This window comes from Nocardia sp. NPDC087230 (assembly GCF_044744725.1).
In the GTDB taxonomy this organism is placed as follows: Bacteria; Actinomycetota; Actinomycetes; order Mycobacteriales; family Mycobacteriaceae; genus Nocardia; species Nocardia canadensis.
This window is the reverse complement of sequence record NZ_JBIUYV010000002.1, coordinates 988,796-1,004,831: the sequence shown is the minus strand read 5'-3', so window position 1 is coordinate 1,004,831 and position 16,036 is coordinate 988,796. Positions and strand designations below refer to the sequence as shown.

Below are 16,036 nucleotides of genomic sequence, written 5' to 3'. Positions count from 1 at the left end.
GTCGGTGCTCCACTCACAAGCGGCAAGGAGGAGAGGGGACGGGTAGCGAGGGCTCGATCGGCAGGGAGGGTCGATGCGGACTTCCCGCGATGCCCGGGTACCGTTTGGTTGTCGGCTTGTTGTGCGAGACTCAGTGCGCGGCCGACGCAGCACCTCAACTCCGCTGAACACCCCGCACACGGATTCGAAACTCGGAGAGGACAAATCGGGCGATGGAGCTTGCGAGCATGAAGTTTCGGGTCGCCCGAGAGGATTTCGCCGAGTCGGTGGCCTGGGTGGCGCGCAGCCTGCCCTCCCGTCCTCCGGTGCCCGTTCTGGGTGGTGTGCTGCTGGTCGCCGACGAGAACGGCCTGACGGTCTCCGGCTTCGACTACGAGGTCTCCGCGCAGATGCGGGTGGCCGCCGAGGTCGCCGGTCCCGGCCAGGTGCTGGTCTCGGGCCGACTGCTCGCCGACATCACCAAGGCGCTGTCCAACAAGCCGGTCGATGTCTCCGTCGACGGCACCCGCGTGCTCATCGCCTGCGGTAGCGCCAAGTTCTCCCTGCCGACCATGCCGGTCGAGGACTATCCCCAGCTGCCCGAGGTGCCGCAGCAGACCGGTGAGCTCGGTGTCGATGTGTTCGCCGAGGCGGTCGGTCAGGTCGCCGTCGCCGCGGGCCGCGACGACACGCTCCCCATGCTCACCGGCATCCGGGTCGAGATCGAGGGCAACGATGTCGTCCTCGCCGCCACCGACCGCTTCCGCCTGGCCGTGCGGCACCTGCAGTGGCAGCCCACCCGCTCCGACATCGAGACCGCCGTGCTCATCCCGGCGCGCACACTGTCCGAAGCCGCCAAGACCCTCGGTGCCGCCGACGCGCCCGTGCAGCTGTCGCTGGGCAGCGGTGGCGGGGCCGACGGCCTGCTCGGCATCGTCAACGCGGGCCGGCGCACCACCACCCGCCTGCTCGACGCGGAATTCCCCAAGTTCCGCCAGTTGCTCCCCAAGGAGCACACCTCCATCGCCACGCTGCCCGTCGCGGCGCTGTCCGAGGCGATCAAGCGCGTCGCCCTGGTGGCCGAGCGCGGTGCCCAGGTGCGTCTGGAGTTCTCCACCGACGGCGTGCTGCTGTCGGCGGGTGGGGACGACGCGGGCCGCGCCGAGGAATGGCTGGAGGCCGATTTCCGCGGTGAGCCGCTGACCATCGCCTTCAACCCCGGCTACCTGACCGAGGGACTGTCGGCGCTGCACGCGGAGCGGGTCACCTTCGGGTTCACCACCCCGAGCCGTCCCGCCGTGCTGCTGCCCGCCTCCGACGAGGAGCCCAAGGTGCTCGAGTCGGGTGCGTTCGCGGCGCTGGAGAGCCAGTACATCTACCTGCTGATGCCGGTCCGGCTGCCCGGCTGAGCCGGCCCGCCCGCGTAATCCGGCATGTTCATTCGTGCGCTGTCGGTCCGTGATTTCCGGTCGTGGGAACACGCCGAGCTCGAGTTGTCCCCAGGGCGCACGGTGCTGTTGGGGGCCAATGGCAACGGCAAGACCAATCTGCTCGAGGCGATCGGTTATCTGGCGACGCTGGGGTCGCATCGGGTCTCCGCCGACGCGCCGCTGATCCGGATGGGGGCGACCCAGGCCCGGATCGGGGCGACCGTGGTGAACACGGGCCGCGAATTGCGCGTCGATGTGGAGCTCAAGCAGGGCAGCGCCAACCGGGCCCAGATCAACCGGTCGCCGGTGCGCCGGTCCAGGGAGATCCTCGGGATTCTGCAGACCGTGCTGTTCGCGCCGGAGGATCTGTCGCTGGTGCGCGGCGATCCGGGGGAGCGCCGACGGTTCCTCGACGAGTTGTGCACAGCCCGCCTGCCCAGGCTGGCCGGCGTGCGCGCCGACTACGACAAGGTGCTGCGCCAGCGCTCGGCGCTGTTGAAAACCGCTGGGCGCCATGTCCGTTCCCGCGCCGATCTGAGCACCCTCGACGTGTGGGACGGGCATCTGGCCGAGCACGCCTCGGTGCTGCTGGCCCAGCGATTGCGCCTGGTCCACGACCTGTATCCGTATCTGGCACAGGCATATCGATCGATCGCGCCCGAATCACGGCCCGCGGCAATCGCTTATCGCTCGGGATATCTGCCGCCCGAACTCCTCGATCCGGCGCGCGAGCCGGGGGCCGACGACGTGGCGCACCTGCACGAGATCGTGCTGCGCGAGCTGGCCGCCGCCAGGAGCCGGGAACTCGAGCGCGGGGTGTGCCTGGTCGGCCCGCACCGCGACGACCTCGAGCTGCTTCTCGGCAGCTCGCCCGCGAAGGGCTTCGCCAGTCACGGTGAGTCCTGGTCGTTCGCGCTGGCGCTGCGGCTGGCCTCGTTCGAACTGCTGCGCAGCGCGGGCACCGAGCCGGTGCTGCTGCTCGACGACGTGTTCGCCGAACTGGATCGGCGCAGGCGGACCGCGCTGGCCGAGGTGGCCGCCGGCGCGGAGCAGGTGCTCATCACCGCGGCGGTGGCCGAGGACGTGCCGGCCGAGCTGGCCGCCGAACCGCTGCGGGTGCAAACGACCGGCGAAGCCGATCGGCGTACCTCACGAATCGTCGCCGAGGTGGCCGAACAACCGGAAGATATGCACAGATAGCGATAGTTATCAACAGCAGCCTGTGGAAAACCGGCAACATGCTGGACATATGCCGGATCGGCCTGGACGGCGCTGTCGGCGCTCCGGCGTAGACTCAGTCCGCACTCGGCCAGCCTCGACACCGGAAGGAACCAAGGTGAGCGAAGAGCCCGAACCGGAGCTGCGCGGGATCGATCTGGCCCGGCGCGCGCTGGAGGAGGCCAGGGCCGCTGCCAAGGCCAGCGGCAAGTCGGTCGGCCAGGGCCGGGCGTCCCCGGTCCGCAAGCTGCGCGCGGGTGGACGCAGGCGCACCGGCTGGTCCGGCGCAGGTCCCGACCCCCGTGATCCCCAGCTGTTGTCGGCCCTGACCGGGTCGATCGCGAAGAGTCGTGGCTGGTCGGGCAAGGTGGCCGAAGGCATGGTGTTCGGCCGGTGGACCAGTGTGGTCGGGGAGGATATCGCCTCGCATGCCACCCCGGTGACGCTGGAGGGCGGCGTGCTCAAGATCGCCGCCGAGTCCACCGCGTGGGCCACCCAGCTGCGCATGCTGCAGGGCCAGATCCTGGCCAAGATCAATGCCGCGGTCGGTCAGGGCGTGGTCACCTCGCTGCGGATCACCGGGCCCGCCGCGCCGAGCTGGCGCAAGGGCGAACGACACATCAAGGGCCGCGGGCCACGCGACACCTACGGATAGCCGGGCGGTGACCGGGGCGAGTTGCCTTGTGGCCGCAACGCTCTCGGGCCCCGAGTTTTGTACATGTGGACAAAACCTGTGGATAACTCGGAGCGGCCTCGGGGGCGGTCGATCGCGTTTCACGTGGAACCGCCGAACGCAAGTCTCACGCCAGTTCTGCCGGGCGGAAATCTCCGGAAGGCGGAATCTTGTCACCGTAGACCGATTTCTTGCATTCACGGCGGCGTCAGGGGTGTCGTAGGTGCACTGTAAGTTGGGCTTACCAGTAGGATGGTGACGTAACCAGCGGCGAACCCTCGACGCGTGCTGTGCAGTCCGCGTGCTGCCCGATCGCTGCGACAGGGATCAGCAAGTAAGGAGAGCTACCGACAAGTGGCTGCCAACGACTCCAACGCATCGGGCAACAAGCAGGGCTACGGTGCCTCCTCCATCACAGTCCTCGAAGGCCTCGAAGCGGTGCGCAAGCGCCCTGGCATGTACATCGGTTCCACCGGTGAACGCGGCCTCCACCACCTCATCTGGGAGGTTGTGGACAACTCGGTCGACGAGGCGATGGCCGGCTACGCGACGCGGGTCGACGTCACGCTGCTGGAGGACGGCGGTGTCGAGGTCATCGACGACGGCCGCGGTATCCCCACCGCCATGCACGCGCAGGGCATTCCGACCGTCGAGGTCGTCATGACGCAGCTGCACGCCGGCGGCAAGTTCGACTCCGACTCCTACGCCGTCTCCGGTGGTCTGCACGGTGTCGGCATCTCGGTGGTCAACGCCCTGTCGTCCAAGCTGGAAGCCGAGATCGACACCGACGGCTACCACTGGGCCCAGACCTACAAGGACGCCAAGCCGGGCAAGCTCATCCAGGGCGAGCCGACCAAGCGCACCGGTACGACGATCCGATTCTGGGCCGACCCGGAGATCTTCGAGACCACCACCTACAACTTCGAGACGGTCGCGCGCCGCCTGCAGGAGATGGCGTTCCTCAACAAGGGCCTGACCATCACCCTCACCGACCAGCGCGTGAGCGAGTCCGACGTCACCGACGAGGTCGTCAGCGATACCGCCGAGGCGCCCAAGCACGCCGAGGAAGGCGTCGAGAAGCCGGTCGAGCACAAGGTCAAGACCCGCACCTACCACTACCCGGGCGGCCTGGTGGACTTCGTCCGCCACATCAACCGCACCAAGCAGGCCATCCACAACTCGGTGGTCGGCTTCACCGGCAAAGGCACCGGCCACGAGCTCGAGGTCGCGATGCAGTGGAACTCGGGCTACTCCGAGTCGGTCCACACCTTCGCCAACACGATCAACACCCATGAGGGCGGCACCCACGAAGAGGGCTTCCGCGCGGCGCTGACCACGGTGGTCAACAAGTACGCCAAGGAGAAGAAGCTCCTCAAGGAGAAGGACGGCAACCTCACCGGTGACGACATCCGCGAGGGCCTGGCCGCCATCGTGAGCGTCAAGGTCGGCGAGCCGCAGTTCGAGGGCCAGACCAAGACCAAGCTGGGCAACACCGAGGTCAAGTCGTTCGTGCAGCGCGCCTGCAACGAGCACCTGACGCACTGGTTCGAGGCCAACCCGGCCGACGCGAAGACCATCGTGCAGAAGGCGGTGTCCTCGGCGCAGGCTCGCGTGGCCGCGCGCAAGGCGCGTGAGCTGGTGCGCCGCAAGTCGGCCACCGACCTGGGCGGCCTGCCCGGCAAGCTGGCCGACTGCCGCTCCAAGGATCCGAGCAAGTGCGAGATCTACATCGTCGAGGGTGACTCCGCCGGCGGCTCGGCCAAGTCCGGCCGCGACTCGATGTACCAGGCGATCCTGCCGCTGCGCGGCAAGATCATCAACGTCGAGAAGGCCCGCATCGACCGCGTCCTCAAGAACAACGAGGTCCAGTCGATCATCACCGCGTTCGGCACCGGCATCCACGACGAGTTCGATATCGCGAAGCTGCGCTACAACAAGATCATCCTGATGGCCGACGCCGACGTCGACGGCCAGCACATCGCGACCCTGTTGCTCACGCTGCTGTTCCGGTTCATGCGCCCGCTGGTCGAGCACGGGCACGTGTTCCTGGCCCAGCCGCCGCTGTACAAGCTCAAGTGGATGCGCACCGACCCGGAGTTCGCCTACTCCGACCGCGAGCGCGACGCGCTGCTCGAAGCCGGTCTGGCCGCGGGCAAGAAGATCAACAAGGACGACGGCGTCCAGCGTTACAAGGGTCTGGGCGAGATGAATGCCAAGGAGCTGTGGGAAACCACCATGGATCCGTCGGTGCGGGTGCTTCGTCAGGTGACGCTCGACGACGCGGCCGCGGCCGACGAGCTGTTCTCCGTGCTCATGGGCGAAGACGTGGAGGCACGTCGCAGCTTCATCACCCGCAATGCCAAGGACGTCCGCTTCCTGGACGTGTAACCGGTGCTGCGCCGTAAGCGCGCGCCCGTGAAGCATGTCAGGCCCTCGAAGGAGATTTGATGACTGAGACCACGCTGCCGCCCTCCGGTGGTGCGGGCGACCGGATCGAACCGGTCGACATCCAGAACGAAATGCAGAGCAGCTACATCGATTACGCGATGAGCGTGATCGTGGGCCGCGCGCTGCCCGACGTGCGCGACGGCCTCAAGCCCGTGCATCGGCGCGTGCTCTACGCGATGTACGACAACGGCTACCGCCCCGACCGCGGCTATGTGAAGTCGGCCCGTCCGGTCGCCGAGACCATGGGTAACTACCACCCGCACGGCGACGCGTCGATCTACGACACCCTCGTGCGCATGGCGCAGCCCTGGTCGCTGCGCTACCCGCTGGTCGACGGCCAGGGCAACTTCGGTTCCCGCGGCAACGACGGCGCGGCCGCCATGCGATACACCGAGTGCCGCCTGACGCCGCTCGCGATGGAGATGCTGCGCGATATCGACAGCGAGACCGTCGATTTCGTCCCCAACTACGACGGTCGCTCGCAGGAGCCGACCGTGCTGCCCGCGCGCGTGCCCGCGCTGCTGATGAACGGCAGCAACGGCATCGCGGTCGGCATGGCGACCAACATCCCGCCGCACAACCTCAACGAGCTGGCCGAGGCCATCTACTGGGCGCTGGAGAACTACGACGCCGACGAGGAGACCACCCTCGCCGCGTGCATGGAACGGGTCAAGGGCCCGGACTTCCCGACCCACGGCCTGATCGTCGGCGGCCAGGGCATCCACGACGCCTACACCACCGGCCGCGGCTCGATCCGCATGCGCGGTGTGGTGGAGATCGAGGAGGGCAGCCGCGGGCAGACCCAGATCGTCATCACCGAGCTGCCGTACCAGGTCAACACCGACAACTTCATCAACTCGATCGCCGAGCAGGTCAAGGACGGCAAGATCGCGGGTATCTCCGATATCCACGACGAGTCCTCCGACCGTGTGGGCATGCGCATCGTGGTGACGGTCAAGCGCGACGCGGTCGCCAAGGTCGTGCTGAACAACCTGTACAAGCACACCCAGCTGCAGACCAGCTTCGGCGCGAACATGCTCTCGATCGTCGACGGCGTGCCGCGCACGCTGCGCCTGGATCAGATGATCCGGTACTACGTCGACCACCAGTTGGAAGTCATCGTCCGGCGCACCCGCTACCTGCTGCGCAAGGCCGAGGAGCGGGCCCACATCCTGCGCGGCCTGGTCAAGGCGCTCGACCTGCTCGACGAGGTCATCGCGCTGATCCGCCGCTCGGCCAACACCGACACCGCGCGCACCGGCCTGATGCAGCTGCTCGAGATCGACGACATCCAGGCCACCGCGATCCTGGACATGCAGCTGCGCCGCCTGTCCGCCCTGGAGCGGCAGCGGATCGTCGACGATCTGGCCAAGATCGAGCTCGAGATCGCCGACTACAAGGACATCCTGGAGAAGCCGGAGCGCCAGCGCGCGATCGTGCGCGACGAGCTGTCGGAGATCGTCGAGAAGTACGGCGACGACCGCCGGACCAGGATCATCGCCAACGACGGTGACGTCGCCGACGAGGACCTGATCGCCCGCGAGGACGTGGTCGTCACGATCACCGAGACCGGCTACGCCAAGCGCACCAAGACCGACCTGTACCGCTCGCAGAAGCGCGGCGGCAAGGGCGTGCAGGGCGCAGGCCTCAAGCAGGACGACATCGTCAAGCACTTCTTCGTGTCGTCCACCCACGACTGGCTGCTGTTCTTCACCAACAAGGGCCGGGTCTACCGGGCCAAGGCCTACGAGCTGCCCGAGGCCAACCGGACCGCGCGTGGTCAGCACGTGGCGAACCTGCTGGCGTTCCAGCCGGACGAGAAGATCGCCCAGATCATCCAGCTCAAGACCTACGAGGACGCGCCGTACCTGGTGCTCGCCACGCGCGCCGGCCTGGTGAAGAAGTCCAAGCTCACCGACTTCGACTCCAACCGGTCCGGCGGCATCGTCGCGGTGAACCTGCGCGACGACGACGAGCTGGTCGGCGCCGTGCTGTGCTCGGCCGACGACGATCTGCTGCTGGTCTCGGCGCACGGTCAGTCGATCCGCTTCTCCGCCACCGACGAGGCGCTGCGTCCGATGGGCCGCGCCACTTCCGGTGTGCAGGGCATGCGGTTCAACGCCGACGACGAATTGCTCTCGCTCAATGTGGTCCGCGAGGACACCTACCTTTTGGTGGCCACCGCGGGTGGGTATGCCAAACGTACGGCGATCGAGGAGTACACCGCGCAGGGTCGTGGCGGAAAAGGCGTATTGACAATTCAGTACGACCCGAAACGTGGCAGCCTGGTCGGTGCGCTCATCGTCGACGACGAGGACGAGTTGTACGCGATCACTTCCAGTGGTGGCGTCATCCGCACCGCAGCCAAGCAAGTTCGGAAAGCTGGACGCCAGACCAAGGGCGTGCGATTGATGAACCTCGCGGATGGCGATACCTTGCTAGCGATCGCGCGCAACGCCGACGAGCCCGATCCCGATCAGCTCACCGGCGACGCGGCTTCGGAGCAGTAACCCAACCAGCGGCGGCAACGAACGGATCTGAGGATTCCATTGACCACACCGAATCAGTCGAACGACGATCGGAACCAGACCAACGGCGTCACCGAGCGGATTGCCTCGTCTCCGATCCAGCCGCGGCCGATCCCACGCCAGGGCGGTCCGGCCGAGGGCGCGGCAGCGCCGGAATCCGGTGCCGCCGGGGGCGAATCGTTCGACCAGTCGACCGTGCGGATGGGCAACGAACCCACCCCGCCCGCCGGCAACGGAAAGGGCAAGTCGCCCTACCAGGACGGGTGGGCGCAGCTGCCGCAGCGCGAGCCGCAGTCGAACCTGTACCGGCCCGGTGAGGCCCCGAGCCAGGGGCGTCCGTCCTCTGGCGGTGCGGGCCCCTCGTCCGGTGGGCTGAAGGGCAGCGGCGCGTCCAATGCCCGGACCACCGCCGACCTGGCGGCCAAGGCGGCCCGCAAGGAAGCGGCGATGGTGAAGTCCGTCGGTATCGACGGACCGACCCGCAGCATCGCCCGTCCCGAGCTGGTCAAGGACATGCCGGACCTGTCCGAGGTGCGGCATCCGACGCCGGACGGCCAGGCCGCGCCCGCGGCGGCGCCCGGGCTGCCGATGGCGCACATCCCGCCGCAGCCGGGGCCGAGCGCGCGGGCCGCCGCCGCGTCCGCCGGGGCGGTCTCGCCCGCCGTGCCGGTGGCCATCGCGGCCGCCGCGTCCGGTGAGCCGCTACGCGCGACGGTGCAGATCCGCCGGATCGATCCGTGGTCGACGCTCAAGATCACCCTGGTGATCAGCGTGGCGCTGTTCTTCGTGTGGATGCTGGCCGTCGGTCTGCTCTACATCGTGCTGGCCGGCATGGGCGTATGGGACAACCTGGACAACTCGCTGGGCGAGATGCTGAACCAGGAGGGCAGCTCGTCGAGCCTGATCGACGCGGGCACCGTCTTCGGCTACGCGGGCGTCATCGGTCTGATCAACGTGGTGCTGTTCACCGCGCTGGCGACAGTGGGCGTGTTCATCTACAACCAGTGCTGCGATCTGGTCGGTGGCATCCAGGTGACCCTGGCCGATCCGGACTAGGAACAGGCTCTGCCACGACGGCCGGTCAGCCCCGTAAAAAGGGGCTTGACCGGCCGTTTTGGTTATCCCCGGCCGGGTAGGGTAACCTCGTTCCTCGTTGCGGTTCACTGCTCCGGCAGGGGATCGAAAACGAGTACGGGCCTATAGCTCAGGCGGTTAGAGCGCTTCGCTGATAACGAAGAGGTCGGAGGTTCAAGTCCTCCTAGGCCCACTCCCGAACATCACAGTAGGGTGGGAATCATGAAGATTGTCCTCACGGTCGGTGTTGTGATCGCGGTTCTCATCGGTATCACCAAATTCCGCAAGCGCGATGACGCAGACCTCTGGCGCGAGGTCACCACCCGCTGATTCGGGTTGCCAACTGGTTTCATCAAGCCAGCCAGGGGCCTTAGCTCAATTGGCAGAGCACTGCCTTTGCAAGGCAGGGGTTAGGGGTTCGATTCCCCTAGGCTCCACTTCTGTGAATTCCTCGGTTTTCGATTTTCTGCTCAGTGCGGCCCCTGTCGAGTCGGGGTCGACCGATATCGCCGCGATCGCGGCACACCATCGCGCCCGGAGCGCCGCTTTCGCCAGTTCCATCGATCGCGCCGTTGTCGCCGGATTCGACAGTGCCGGAACAGGTACGGCGTTTCTCGGCGGATATCAGGAAGCGCTCGGCGCGCTGGTGCCGCTCGACGCCACCGGACTCACCTCCATGTGCGCGACCGAGGCGAACGGGTCCAAGCCGTCGCAGCTGACGACCACGGTGACCGCCGACGGCTTCGTCACCGGGACCAAGTCCTTCGCGACCCTGGGCGAGTTCGCCACCCGCTTCCTCGTGATCGCCAGGGCGGGCGAGCAGGCCGACGGCCGCGCCGCGCTGCGGGCGGTGCTGGTGCCCGCCGGTCCCGGCGTCGTGGTGACGCCGCTGCCCGCGCTGCCGTTCGCTCCGGAGATCCCGCACGCCACCGTCACTTTCGACGCCGCGCCGGGGGAACTGCTGCCCGGCGACGGCTACGCCAACTTCCTCAAGCCGTTCCGCACCGTCGAGGATCTGCATGTGGTCGCCGCTGTGCTCGGACAGCTCGTTCGGGTGGCCCGGCAAGCGGAATGGCCCGCCGAGGCCGTAGAACAGCTGCTGGCCCTGTTTGCGGCCGTGCGTGGCGTGGGCACCGAGGACCCGGGTTCGGCCGGCGTGCACATCGCGCTGGGCGGGATCTTCGAGCGGCTGACGCGCCTGCGGGCCGAACTCGCGCCGCTGTGGGACCGGGTCGACCCGGCGGTCCGGAGCCGCTGGGAGCGTGACGAGCCGCTGCTCGGGGTGGCGGGCAAGGTCAGGGCGCTGCGGCTGGCGACGGCCTGGCGTGCGGTCGTCGAGGCGTGAGGGTCAGCGGGTGAACTTTCCGAGGCCGTTCTCGTCGTAGTAGTCGAGGGTGAGTGTCCCGTTGTCGAAGGTCGCCGACGAGACGCTGCCGGGCGGTGCGTTCTCGCCGCTCGGCTCGAAGGCGAAGGTGTCGCCGTCCCAGTGCCGCAGCGGGAATCGGCGCTGCGCCGGGCCCAGGGTGAGGACCAGGCCGCTCTCGGCCTCGGAGATCGTCGCCGGGCCCCAGTACTCGTTGGCGTAGCTGCCGACGTAGGTCGGCAGGGGCTGGGCGGGCGCGGGAGTGACGGGCGCGGACTTGCCGGACAGGTCGCCTTCCGGGTCGTTGATGGGGGCGAGCGCGGCCTGGTAGATGCCCCGCCAGTCCTCGCGGATCTCACCGAACTGGACGAGATCGCCGAACTCGGCGGTCAGCGCCTCCGGCACGCCGATCGGCGCGGCGTTGGTGAGCGCGATGATCGCGACGTCGGCCGACGGGATGGCCAGGAAGTTCGTGGCGGCGCCGAGCGCGAACGCCCCGGAGTGGCTGTAGGCGGTGCGACCCGTGGAGCTGGTCGAGGCGTTGAAGCCGTACCCGTAGAACCCGGCCCGTGATTCGGGGGAGGAGGCCGGCGAGGAGATCACCTGCGGGGTGATCGCGGGCAGCAGCGCCGCCGCGGGCGCGATGGTGGTTCCGTTCGCGGTGCCGTGGCCGAGCATCATGGCCAGCCAGCGCGCCATGTCGTTCACCGAGGAGCTGACCCCGCCGGCGGGAGACTGCGGGTCGGGATCGCGGACGAACTTCGCGACCCACTCGCCATCGACGTCGACGTGGCCGACCGCGCGATTCGGCCTGGCCTCGTAGTCGGCGAAGCGGGAACTGGTGGACGACATGCCGAGTGGGCCGTACACCGTCTCGGCGCAGAGCCGGTCCCACGGCACGCCTGCCGCGGCGGCGACCGCCTCGGCGCCCGCGGTCAGCCCGAAGTTGGTGTAGTGGTAGGTGATCCGGAACGGGTCGAGGGGCTCGAGCCGGAGCTTGTCCAGGATCGCGGCCTGGTCGTACCCGAGATCCTCGAGCCGGTCGCCCGCGTGGTCGGGCAGGCCGCTGCGATGGGCGAACAGGTCGCCGACGGTGAGCTGGGCGGTGGTGGCCGGGTCGGCCAGCGCGAACGAGGGCAGCTTCGAGACCACCGGCGTCGTCCATTCGACCGTGCCCGCGCCGACCTGGTGGGCGACCACGGACGCCGAGACCGACTTCGACACCGAGGCCAGCTGGAAGACGGTGTCGGCGTCGACCTTGTCCTGGCCGCCCGCCTGCTTGACGCCGAAGCCCTTCGCGTAGACGGTCTTCCCGCCGTGCACGACGGCGACGGCCATGCCGGGGATGTGACTGCTGTCCATCAGCGAGGTGGCCAGCTCGTCGAGTTTCGCGACGGCGTTGTCGACCGCGTCGTCGGGCAGGGCGACCGCGGCGACCTGGTTCGGTGGGAGCTGTTCGGTGCTGGTCGCGGTGGAGCTCTCGTCGTCGGATGCATCGCTGCAACCGACCACGACAGCCATCGACACGACCAGCGCGGCGAGCGCGCCTTTGCCGGGCACCATGGGCTGACGATAGACCCGGTTGCGGGGCGATCGCGGGAACGTGGCTGGACTGTGACGGTTTCGCGGACCGGGAGTACTCACCGGTAGCCGGAACTGCACCTTGCCGGAAAATGGGGAGCGGGCCTCGGCGAAGGGGGGGAGTTAGCCGAGGCCCGCGTAGGGTCGGCCCGGGGGGGAGGGGCCGACGTGAACGATCCTACGCGATGCGAGCGGAATTCGTGTACGCGCAACGAGCCAGTTTCCGAGATTTTTCGCCGTTCTGGGCCTGGACCGTGACCGGCGGCCGGTGTAGTGAACGGCGAATCGGTCGGTCGGCCAACCGGCAGTTGTCTTACATCGGTCGGAATGTGCTGGTGCACAACGAATTACGCGAAAATTTCGCTGAACATGTTCTTGTCGGTGCGCCATCGATGCCCCGAAGACCAGGGGCTTGTGATCCGGGGGTCCGCCGGAAAATCCGTCCGATTCGCCGCGTGTCGCCGTAAATCGGCATGTCGAACAGATCTGTACATCGGGATCGCGGACACCGGGAAAATGGGGGTGCGACTTGTCGGTGGGTCCCGCAATACTGGGGCAACAGCGTAGAACTACGACTTCAGGAGAATCATGCCCGACGCAATCGTCGCCGAGGGTCTGGTCAAACGGTACGGGCAGCTCACCGCCCTGGACGGGCTCGACCTGTCCGTCCCCGAAGGAACCGTCACCGCACTTCTCGGCCCCAACGGCGCGGGAAAGACCACGACTGTCCGCGTTCTCACCACGTTGCTGATCCCCGACGAGGGCCGTGCCACCGTCGCCGGGATCGACGTGCTCGGCAATCCACAGGCCCTGCGTTCCCGGATCGGCACCTCCGGGCAGTACGCGGCGGTCGACGAATACCTCACCGGCTTCGAGAACCTCGAGATGGTCGGCAGGCTCTATCACCTCGGTGTGGCGCGCAGTAAGGAACGCGCGCGCGAACTGCTCGAGCGCTTCCGGCTCACCGATGCGGCGGATCGGCCGGTGAAGGGCTACTCCGGTGGTATGCGCAGGCGCCTCGACCTCGCCGGCGCTCTGGTGGCCAACCCTCCGGTGCTGTTCCTGGACGAGCCGACCACCGGCCTCGACCCCCGGGCCCGGCTCGATCTCTGGGACGTCATCGAGGAACTCGTCGCGGGCGGCACCACGCTGCTGCTCACCACCCAGTACATGGAGGAGGCCGACCGGCTGGCCGACTCGATCGCCGTCATCGACCACGGCAGGGTGATCGCGCGCGGCACCGCCGACGAACTCAAGGCCCTCGTCGGCGGCGACCGGATCGAACTCACCGTGGCCACGCCCGATCAGCTGGCGCCGGCGCAGCAGGTGCTCGCCGGGCTGGCCGACGGCGAGATCCATCTCGAACCCGGCCTGCGCCGGATCACCGTCCCGGTGGCCGACGGCTCCCAGGACCTGGTCACCGCCATCGGCAGGCTCACCGAGCACAAGGTGCAGATCAACGACGTCGCGCTGCGGCGGCCCTCGCTCGACGACGTCTTCCTCACCCTCACCGGGCACGAGGCCGAGGAACTCGTCAACAGCGATGCCGTGAAACAGACTGTCGGCGCCGAGGAAGGACAGAACCGATGAGCACCACGCTCGACAAGGTCGACGTGCAGGGCCCCACCTTCGGGGAACGGCTCGCGATGGTGGTCAGCGACAGCGTGACCATCGCCAAGCGCAATGTCATCAAGATCAAGCGCGTGCCCGACGTGCTGATCTTCACGACGCTGTCGCCGATCATGTTCGTGTTGCTGTTCGCCTATGTCTTCGGCTCGGCGATCACGGTCGAGGGTGTGGAGGGCGGCTACCGCGAATTCCTGATCGCGGGCATCTTCGCGCAGACCGTGGTGTTCGGCGCCACGTTCACCGGCGCCGGCCTGGCCGAGGACATGCAGAAGGGCATCATCGACCGGTTCCGTTCGCTGCCGATGGCGCCGTCGGCGGTGCTCGTCGGCCGGACGATCAGCGACGTGGTGATCAACGTCGTGAGCTTGGTCGTCATGTCGCTGACCGGCCTGGTCGTCGGCTGGCGGATCCGCGGGTCGTTCCTGGACGCGGTCCTGGCGTACGTGCTGATGCTGCTGTTCGCCTACGCGCTGTCGTGGATGATGGCGGTCGTCGGACTGCTGGTGCGCGCACCGGAGGTGTTCAACAACGCCAGCTTCATGGTGATCTTCCCGCTGACGTTCCTGTCGAACGCGTTCGTGCCGCTGGAGGGCATGCCCGGGCCGCTGAAGGTATTCGCCGAGTGGAACCCGGTCTCGGCGCTGACCCAGGCCGTGCGCGACCTGTTCGGCAACACCAATCCGATGGCTCCGCCCTCCGACGCCTGGCCGATGCAGCATCCGGTGGTCACGACGCTGATCTGGATCGTGGTGATCCTGGTCGTGTTCGTGCCGCTGGCTCAGGTGCAGTACAAGAAGTCCGTGAGCCGCTGACGGCTCAGTGCGCGCCGGTCTCCACCCCGGAGACCGGCGCGGCACCGTTGCGGGAATAGCCGAGGCGCGGCGGCTCGGCGGCGGGCTCGGGAAGTTGCGGTCGCTTGCTGCGAGCGAGGAGGGCCAGGGCCGCCGCCCCGGCGATCCCGACGGCGGCGATGATCGGGTTACGAAGCTTCATGCGACCACTGTGGCACAGCTTCCCGGCTTCCCGCCGCCCCCGTGGCACCATAACTGCCGTGACCTCACCCAACCAGACGGCCGTGGCGACGCTGCACACCAACCACGGCGATATCAAGATCGCGCTCTTCGGCAACCACGCGCCCAAGACGGTGCGCAACTTCGTCGGTCTCGCCGACGGCAGCGCGCCCTACACCACCGCGAACGCCGGTGGCACGGACGCTGGCCCGTTCTACGACGGCGCCGTCTTCCACCGGGTGATCCCGGGGTTCATGATCCAGGGCGGCGACCCGACCGGCACCGGTCGCGGCGGGCCCGGCTACGAGTTCGGTGACGAGTTCCATCCGGAGCTGCGCTTCGATCGCGGCTATCTGCTGGCGATGGCCAACGGAGGGCCCGCGACCAATGGTTCGCAGTTCTTCATCACGGTCGGTGCCCAGCCGCACCTCAACCGCAAGCACACGATCTTCGGCGAGGTGGTCGATCCCGATTCGCGCAAGGTCGTCGACGCGATCGCCTCGGTGAAGACCGATCGCAACGATCGGCCGGTCGAGCCGGTCGTCATCTCCTCGGTGACCATCGGCTGACAGCGGCTGCGCACAACAGAACTCCCCGCCGCGCCGGAGCGCGACGGGGAGTTCGTTGCTTCACGTGAAACGTTGCGGTCAGTCGGTGACCGAGGCGAAGCCGTTGACGACCAGCGCGTCGTAGACGTCGTGCGGGTTGGTGCCCAGATCCCAGCGGCCGAAGATCAGCAGCCGCTCCGAGCCCTCGTGCTGGACATCGATCTCGAGCATCGCCGACTTCCGGCCGAGGCGGCGGTAGGAGACCATCCGAATCCGGTCGATCCGGGTCAGCGGGTAGGTCTTGGGCCCGGTCAGCGTGCCGACCACCAGGCGCGGCGCGGGACCGGAGACCATGGTCAGCCGGGGACGCTGGCGCACACCGAGGATCGCCATCCCCAGGACCGCGACCGCGGCCAGGCCGACGAGCAGCCTGCTGGGGCCGTCCTGGGCCAGCACCGCGGCGACGACGAGGATGAGGCCGCCGCCGGCGACGGCGAGCAGACCGGCGGTGGGAGTTGTCCACGACCTGCTGTCGGCGGAATCCACAGCGTTCAC

14 protein-coding genes and 2 tRNA genes are annotated in these 16,036 nt (G+C 68.0%); 13 read left to right on the top strand and 3 right to left on the bottom strand.

Annotated features, from left to right (window positions below; genetic code table 11):
• Nucleotides 1–212: 212 nt before the first annotated feature.
• The 10 genes from dnaN (at nt 213) to ACIO52_RS10845 (ending at nt 10,695) form a co-directional block, all read left to right on the top strand.
• Complete coding sequence (dnaN, locus tag ACIO52_RS10890) at nt 213–1,388, top strand: DNA polymerase III subunit beta (RefSeq protein ID WP_218722272.1); 1,176 nt, start codon at nt 213–215, stop codon at nt 1,386–1,388.
• A gap of 24 nt (nt 1,389–1,412) precedes the next feature.
• A complete protein-coding gene (gene recF / locus ACIO52_RS10885) occupies nt 1,413–2,609 on the top strand; it encodes a DNA replication/repair protein RecF (protein ID WP_402643231.1) in 1,197 nt (398 codons plus the stop codon).
• Nucleotides 2,610–2,745: 136 nt separating this feature from the next.
• Nucleotides 2,746–3,282, top strand: coding sequence for a DUF721 family protein (locus tag ACIO52_RS10880; protein WP_218722274.1), 537 nt, complete (start codon nt 2,746–2,748; stop codon nt 3,280–3,282).
• Nucleotides 3,283–3,654: 372 nt separating this feature from the next.
• Nucleotides 3,655–5,688 carry a DNA topoisomerase (ATP-hydrolyzing) subunit B gene (gyrB, locus tag ACIO52_RS10875; RefSeq protein ID WP_218722275.1) on the top strand — a complete coding sequence of 678 codons (2,034 nt, stop codon included), beginning with the start codon at nt 3,655–3,657 and terminating at the stop codon, nt 5,686–5,688.
• 59 nt (nt 5,689–5,747) lie between these two features.
• Nucleotides 5,748–8,258, top strand: a complete 2,511-nt coding sequence (gyrA, locus tag ACIO52_RS10870) for a DNA gyrase subunit A (RefSeq protein WP_218722276.1) — start codon at nt 5,748–5,750, stop codon at nt 8,256–8,258.
• 39 nt (nt 8,259–8,297) lie between these two features.
• Nucleotides 8,298–9,332, top strand: a complete 1,035-nt coding sequence (locus ACIO52_RS10865; RefSeq protein ID WP_316573091.1) for a DUF3566 domain-containing protein — start codon at nt 8,298–8,300, stop codon at nt 9,330–9,332.
• Between the two features lie 137 nt (nt 9,333–9,469).
• A tRNA-Ile gene (locus ACIO52_RS10860) sits at nt 9,470–9,543 on the top strand.
• Nucleotides 9,544–9,572: 29 nt separating this feature from the next.
• Complete coding sequence (locus ACIO52_RS10855) at nt 9,573–9,680, top strand: DLW-39 family protein (RefSeq protein WP_211359241.1); 108 nt, start codon at nt 9,573–9,575, stop codon at nt 9,678–9,680.
• Nucleotides 9,681–9,714: 34 nt separating this feature from the next.
• Nucleotides 9,715–9,787 (top strand) — tRNA-Ala (locus ACIO52_RS10850).
• Between the two features lie 5 nt (nt 9,788–9,792).
• Entirely contained in the window at nt 9,793–10,695 is a 903-nt protein-coding gene (locus ACIO52_RS10845) for an acyl-CoA dehydrogenase family protein (RefSeq protein ID WP_402643225.1), read from the top strand.
• 3 nt (nt 10,696–10,698) lie between these two features.
• Here the strand turns inward: ACIO52_RS10845 and ACIO52_RS10840 are convergent, their stop codons facing one another.
• The gene (locus ACIO52_RS10840; RefSeq protein WP_218715972.1) at nt 10,699–12,276 is read right to left on the bottom strand and encodes a serine hydrolase; all 1,578 of its coding nucleotides are present in this window, start codon (nt 12,274–12,276) and stop codon (nt 10,699–10,701) included.
• Between the two features lie 606 nt (nt 12,277–12,882).
• On the opposite strand from ACIO52_RS10840, the gene ACIO52_RS10835 reads away from it, so the two are divergent.
• Together ACIO52_RS10835 and ACIO52_RS10830 are read left to right on the top strand one after the other, a co-directional pair.
• Nucleotides 12,883–13,884: an ATP-binding cassette domain-containing protein gene (locus ACIO52_RS10835; protein ID WP_402643221.1), complete on the top strand. Its 1,002-nt coding sequence runs from the start codon at nt 12,883–12,885 to the stop codon at nt 13,882–13,884.
• 56 nt (nt 13,885–13,940) lie between these two features.
• Entirely contained in the window at nt 13,941–14,735 is a 795-nt protein-coding gene (locus tag ACIO52_RS10830) for an ABC transporter permease (RefSeq protein WP_218715982.1), read from the top strand.
• Between the two features lie 4 nt (nt 14,736–14,739).
• Here ACIO52_RS10830 and ACIO52_RS10825 read toward each other — a convergent pair whose 3' ends face one another.
• Nucleotides 14,740–14,916, bottom strand: a complete 177-nt coding sequence (locus ACIO52_RS10825; RefSeq protein ID WP_218715974.1) for a hypothetical protein — start codon at nt 14,914–14,916, stop codon at nt 14,740–14,742.
• A gap of 58 nt (nt 14,917–14,974) precedes the next feature.
• On the opposite strand from ACIO52_RS10825, the gene ACIO52_RS10820 reads away from it, so the two are divergent.
• On the top strand, nt 14,975–15,502 hold the full coding sequence (locus ACIO52_RS10820; protein WP_308248321.1) for a peptidylprolyl isomerase: 528 nt from the start codon (nt 14,975–14,977) through the stop codon (nt 15,500–15,502).
• Between the two features lie 78 nt (nt 15,503–15,580).
• Here ACIO52_RS10820 and ACIO52_RS10815 read toward each other — a convergent pair whose 3' ends face one another.
• Nucleotides 15,581–16,027 carry a PH domain-containing protein gene (locus ACIO52_RS10815; protein ID WP_218715983.1) on the bottom strand — a complete coding sequence of 149 codons (447 nt, stop codon included), beginning with the start codon at nt 16,025–16,027 and terminating at the stop codon, nt 15,581–15,583.
• Between the last annotated feature and the right edge of the window lie 9 nt (nt 16,028–16,036).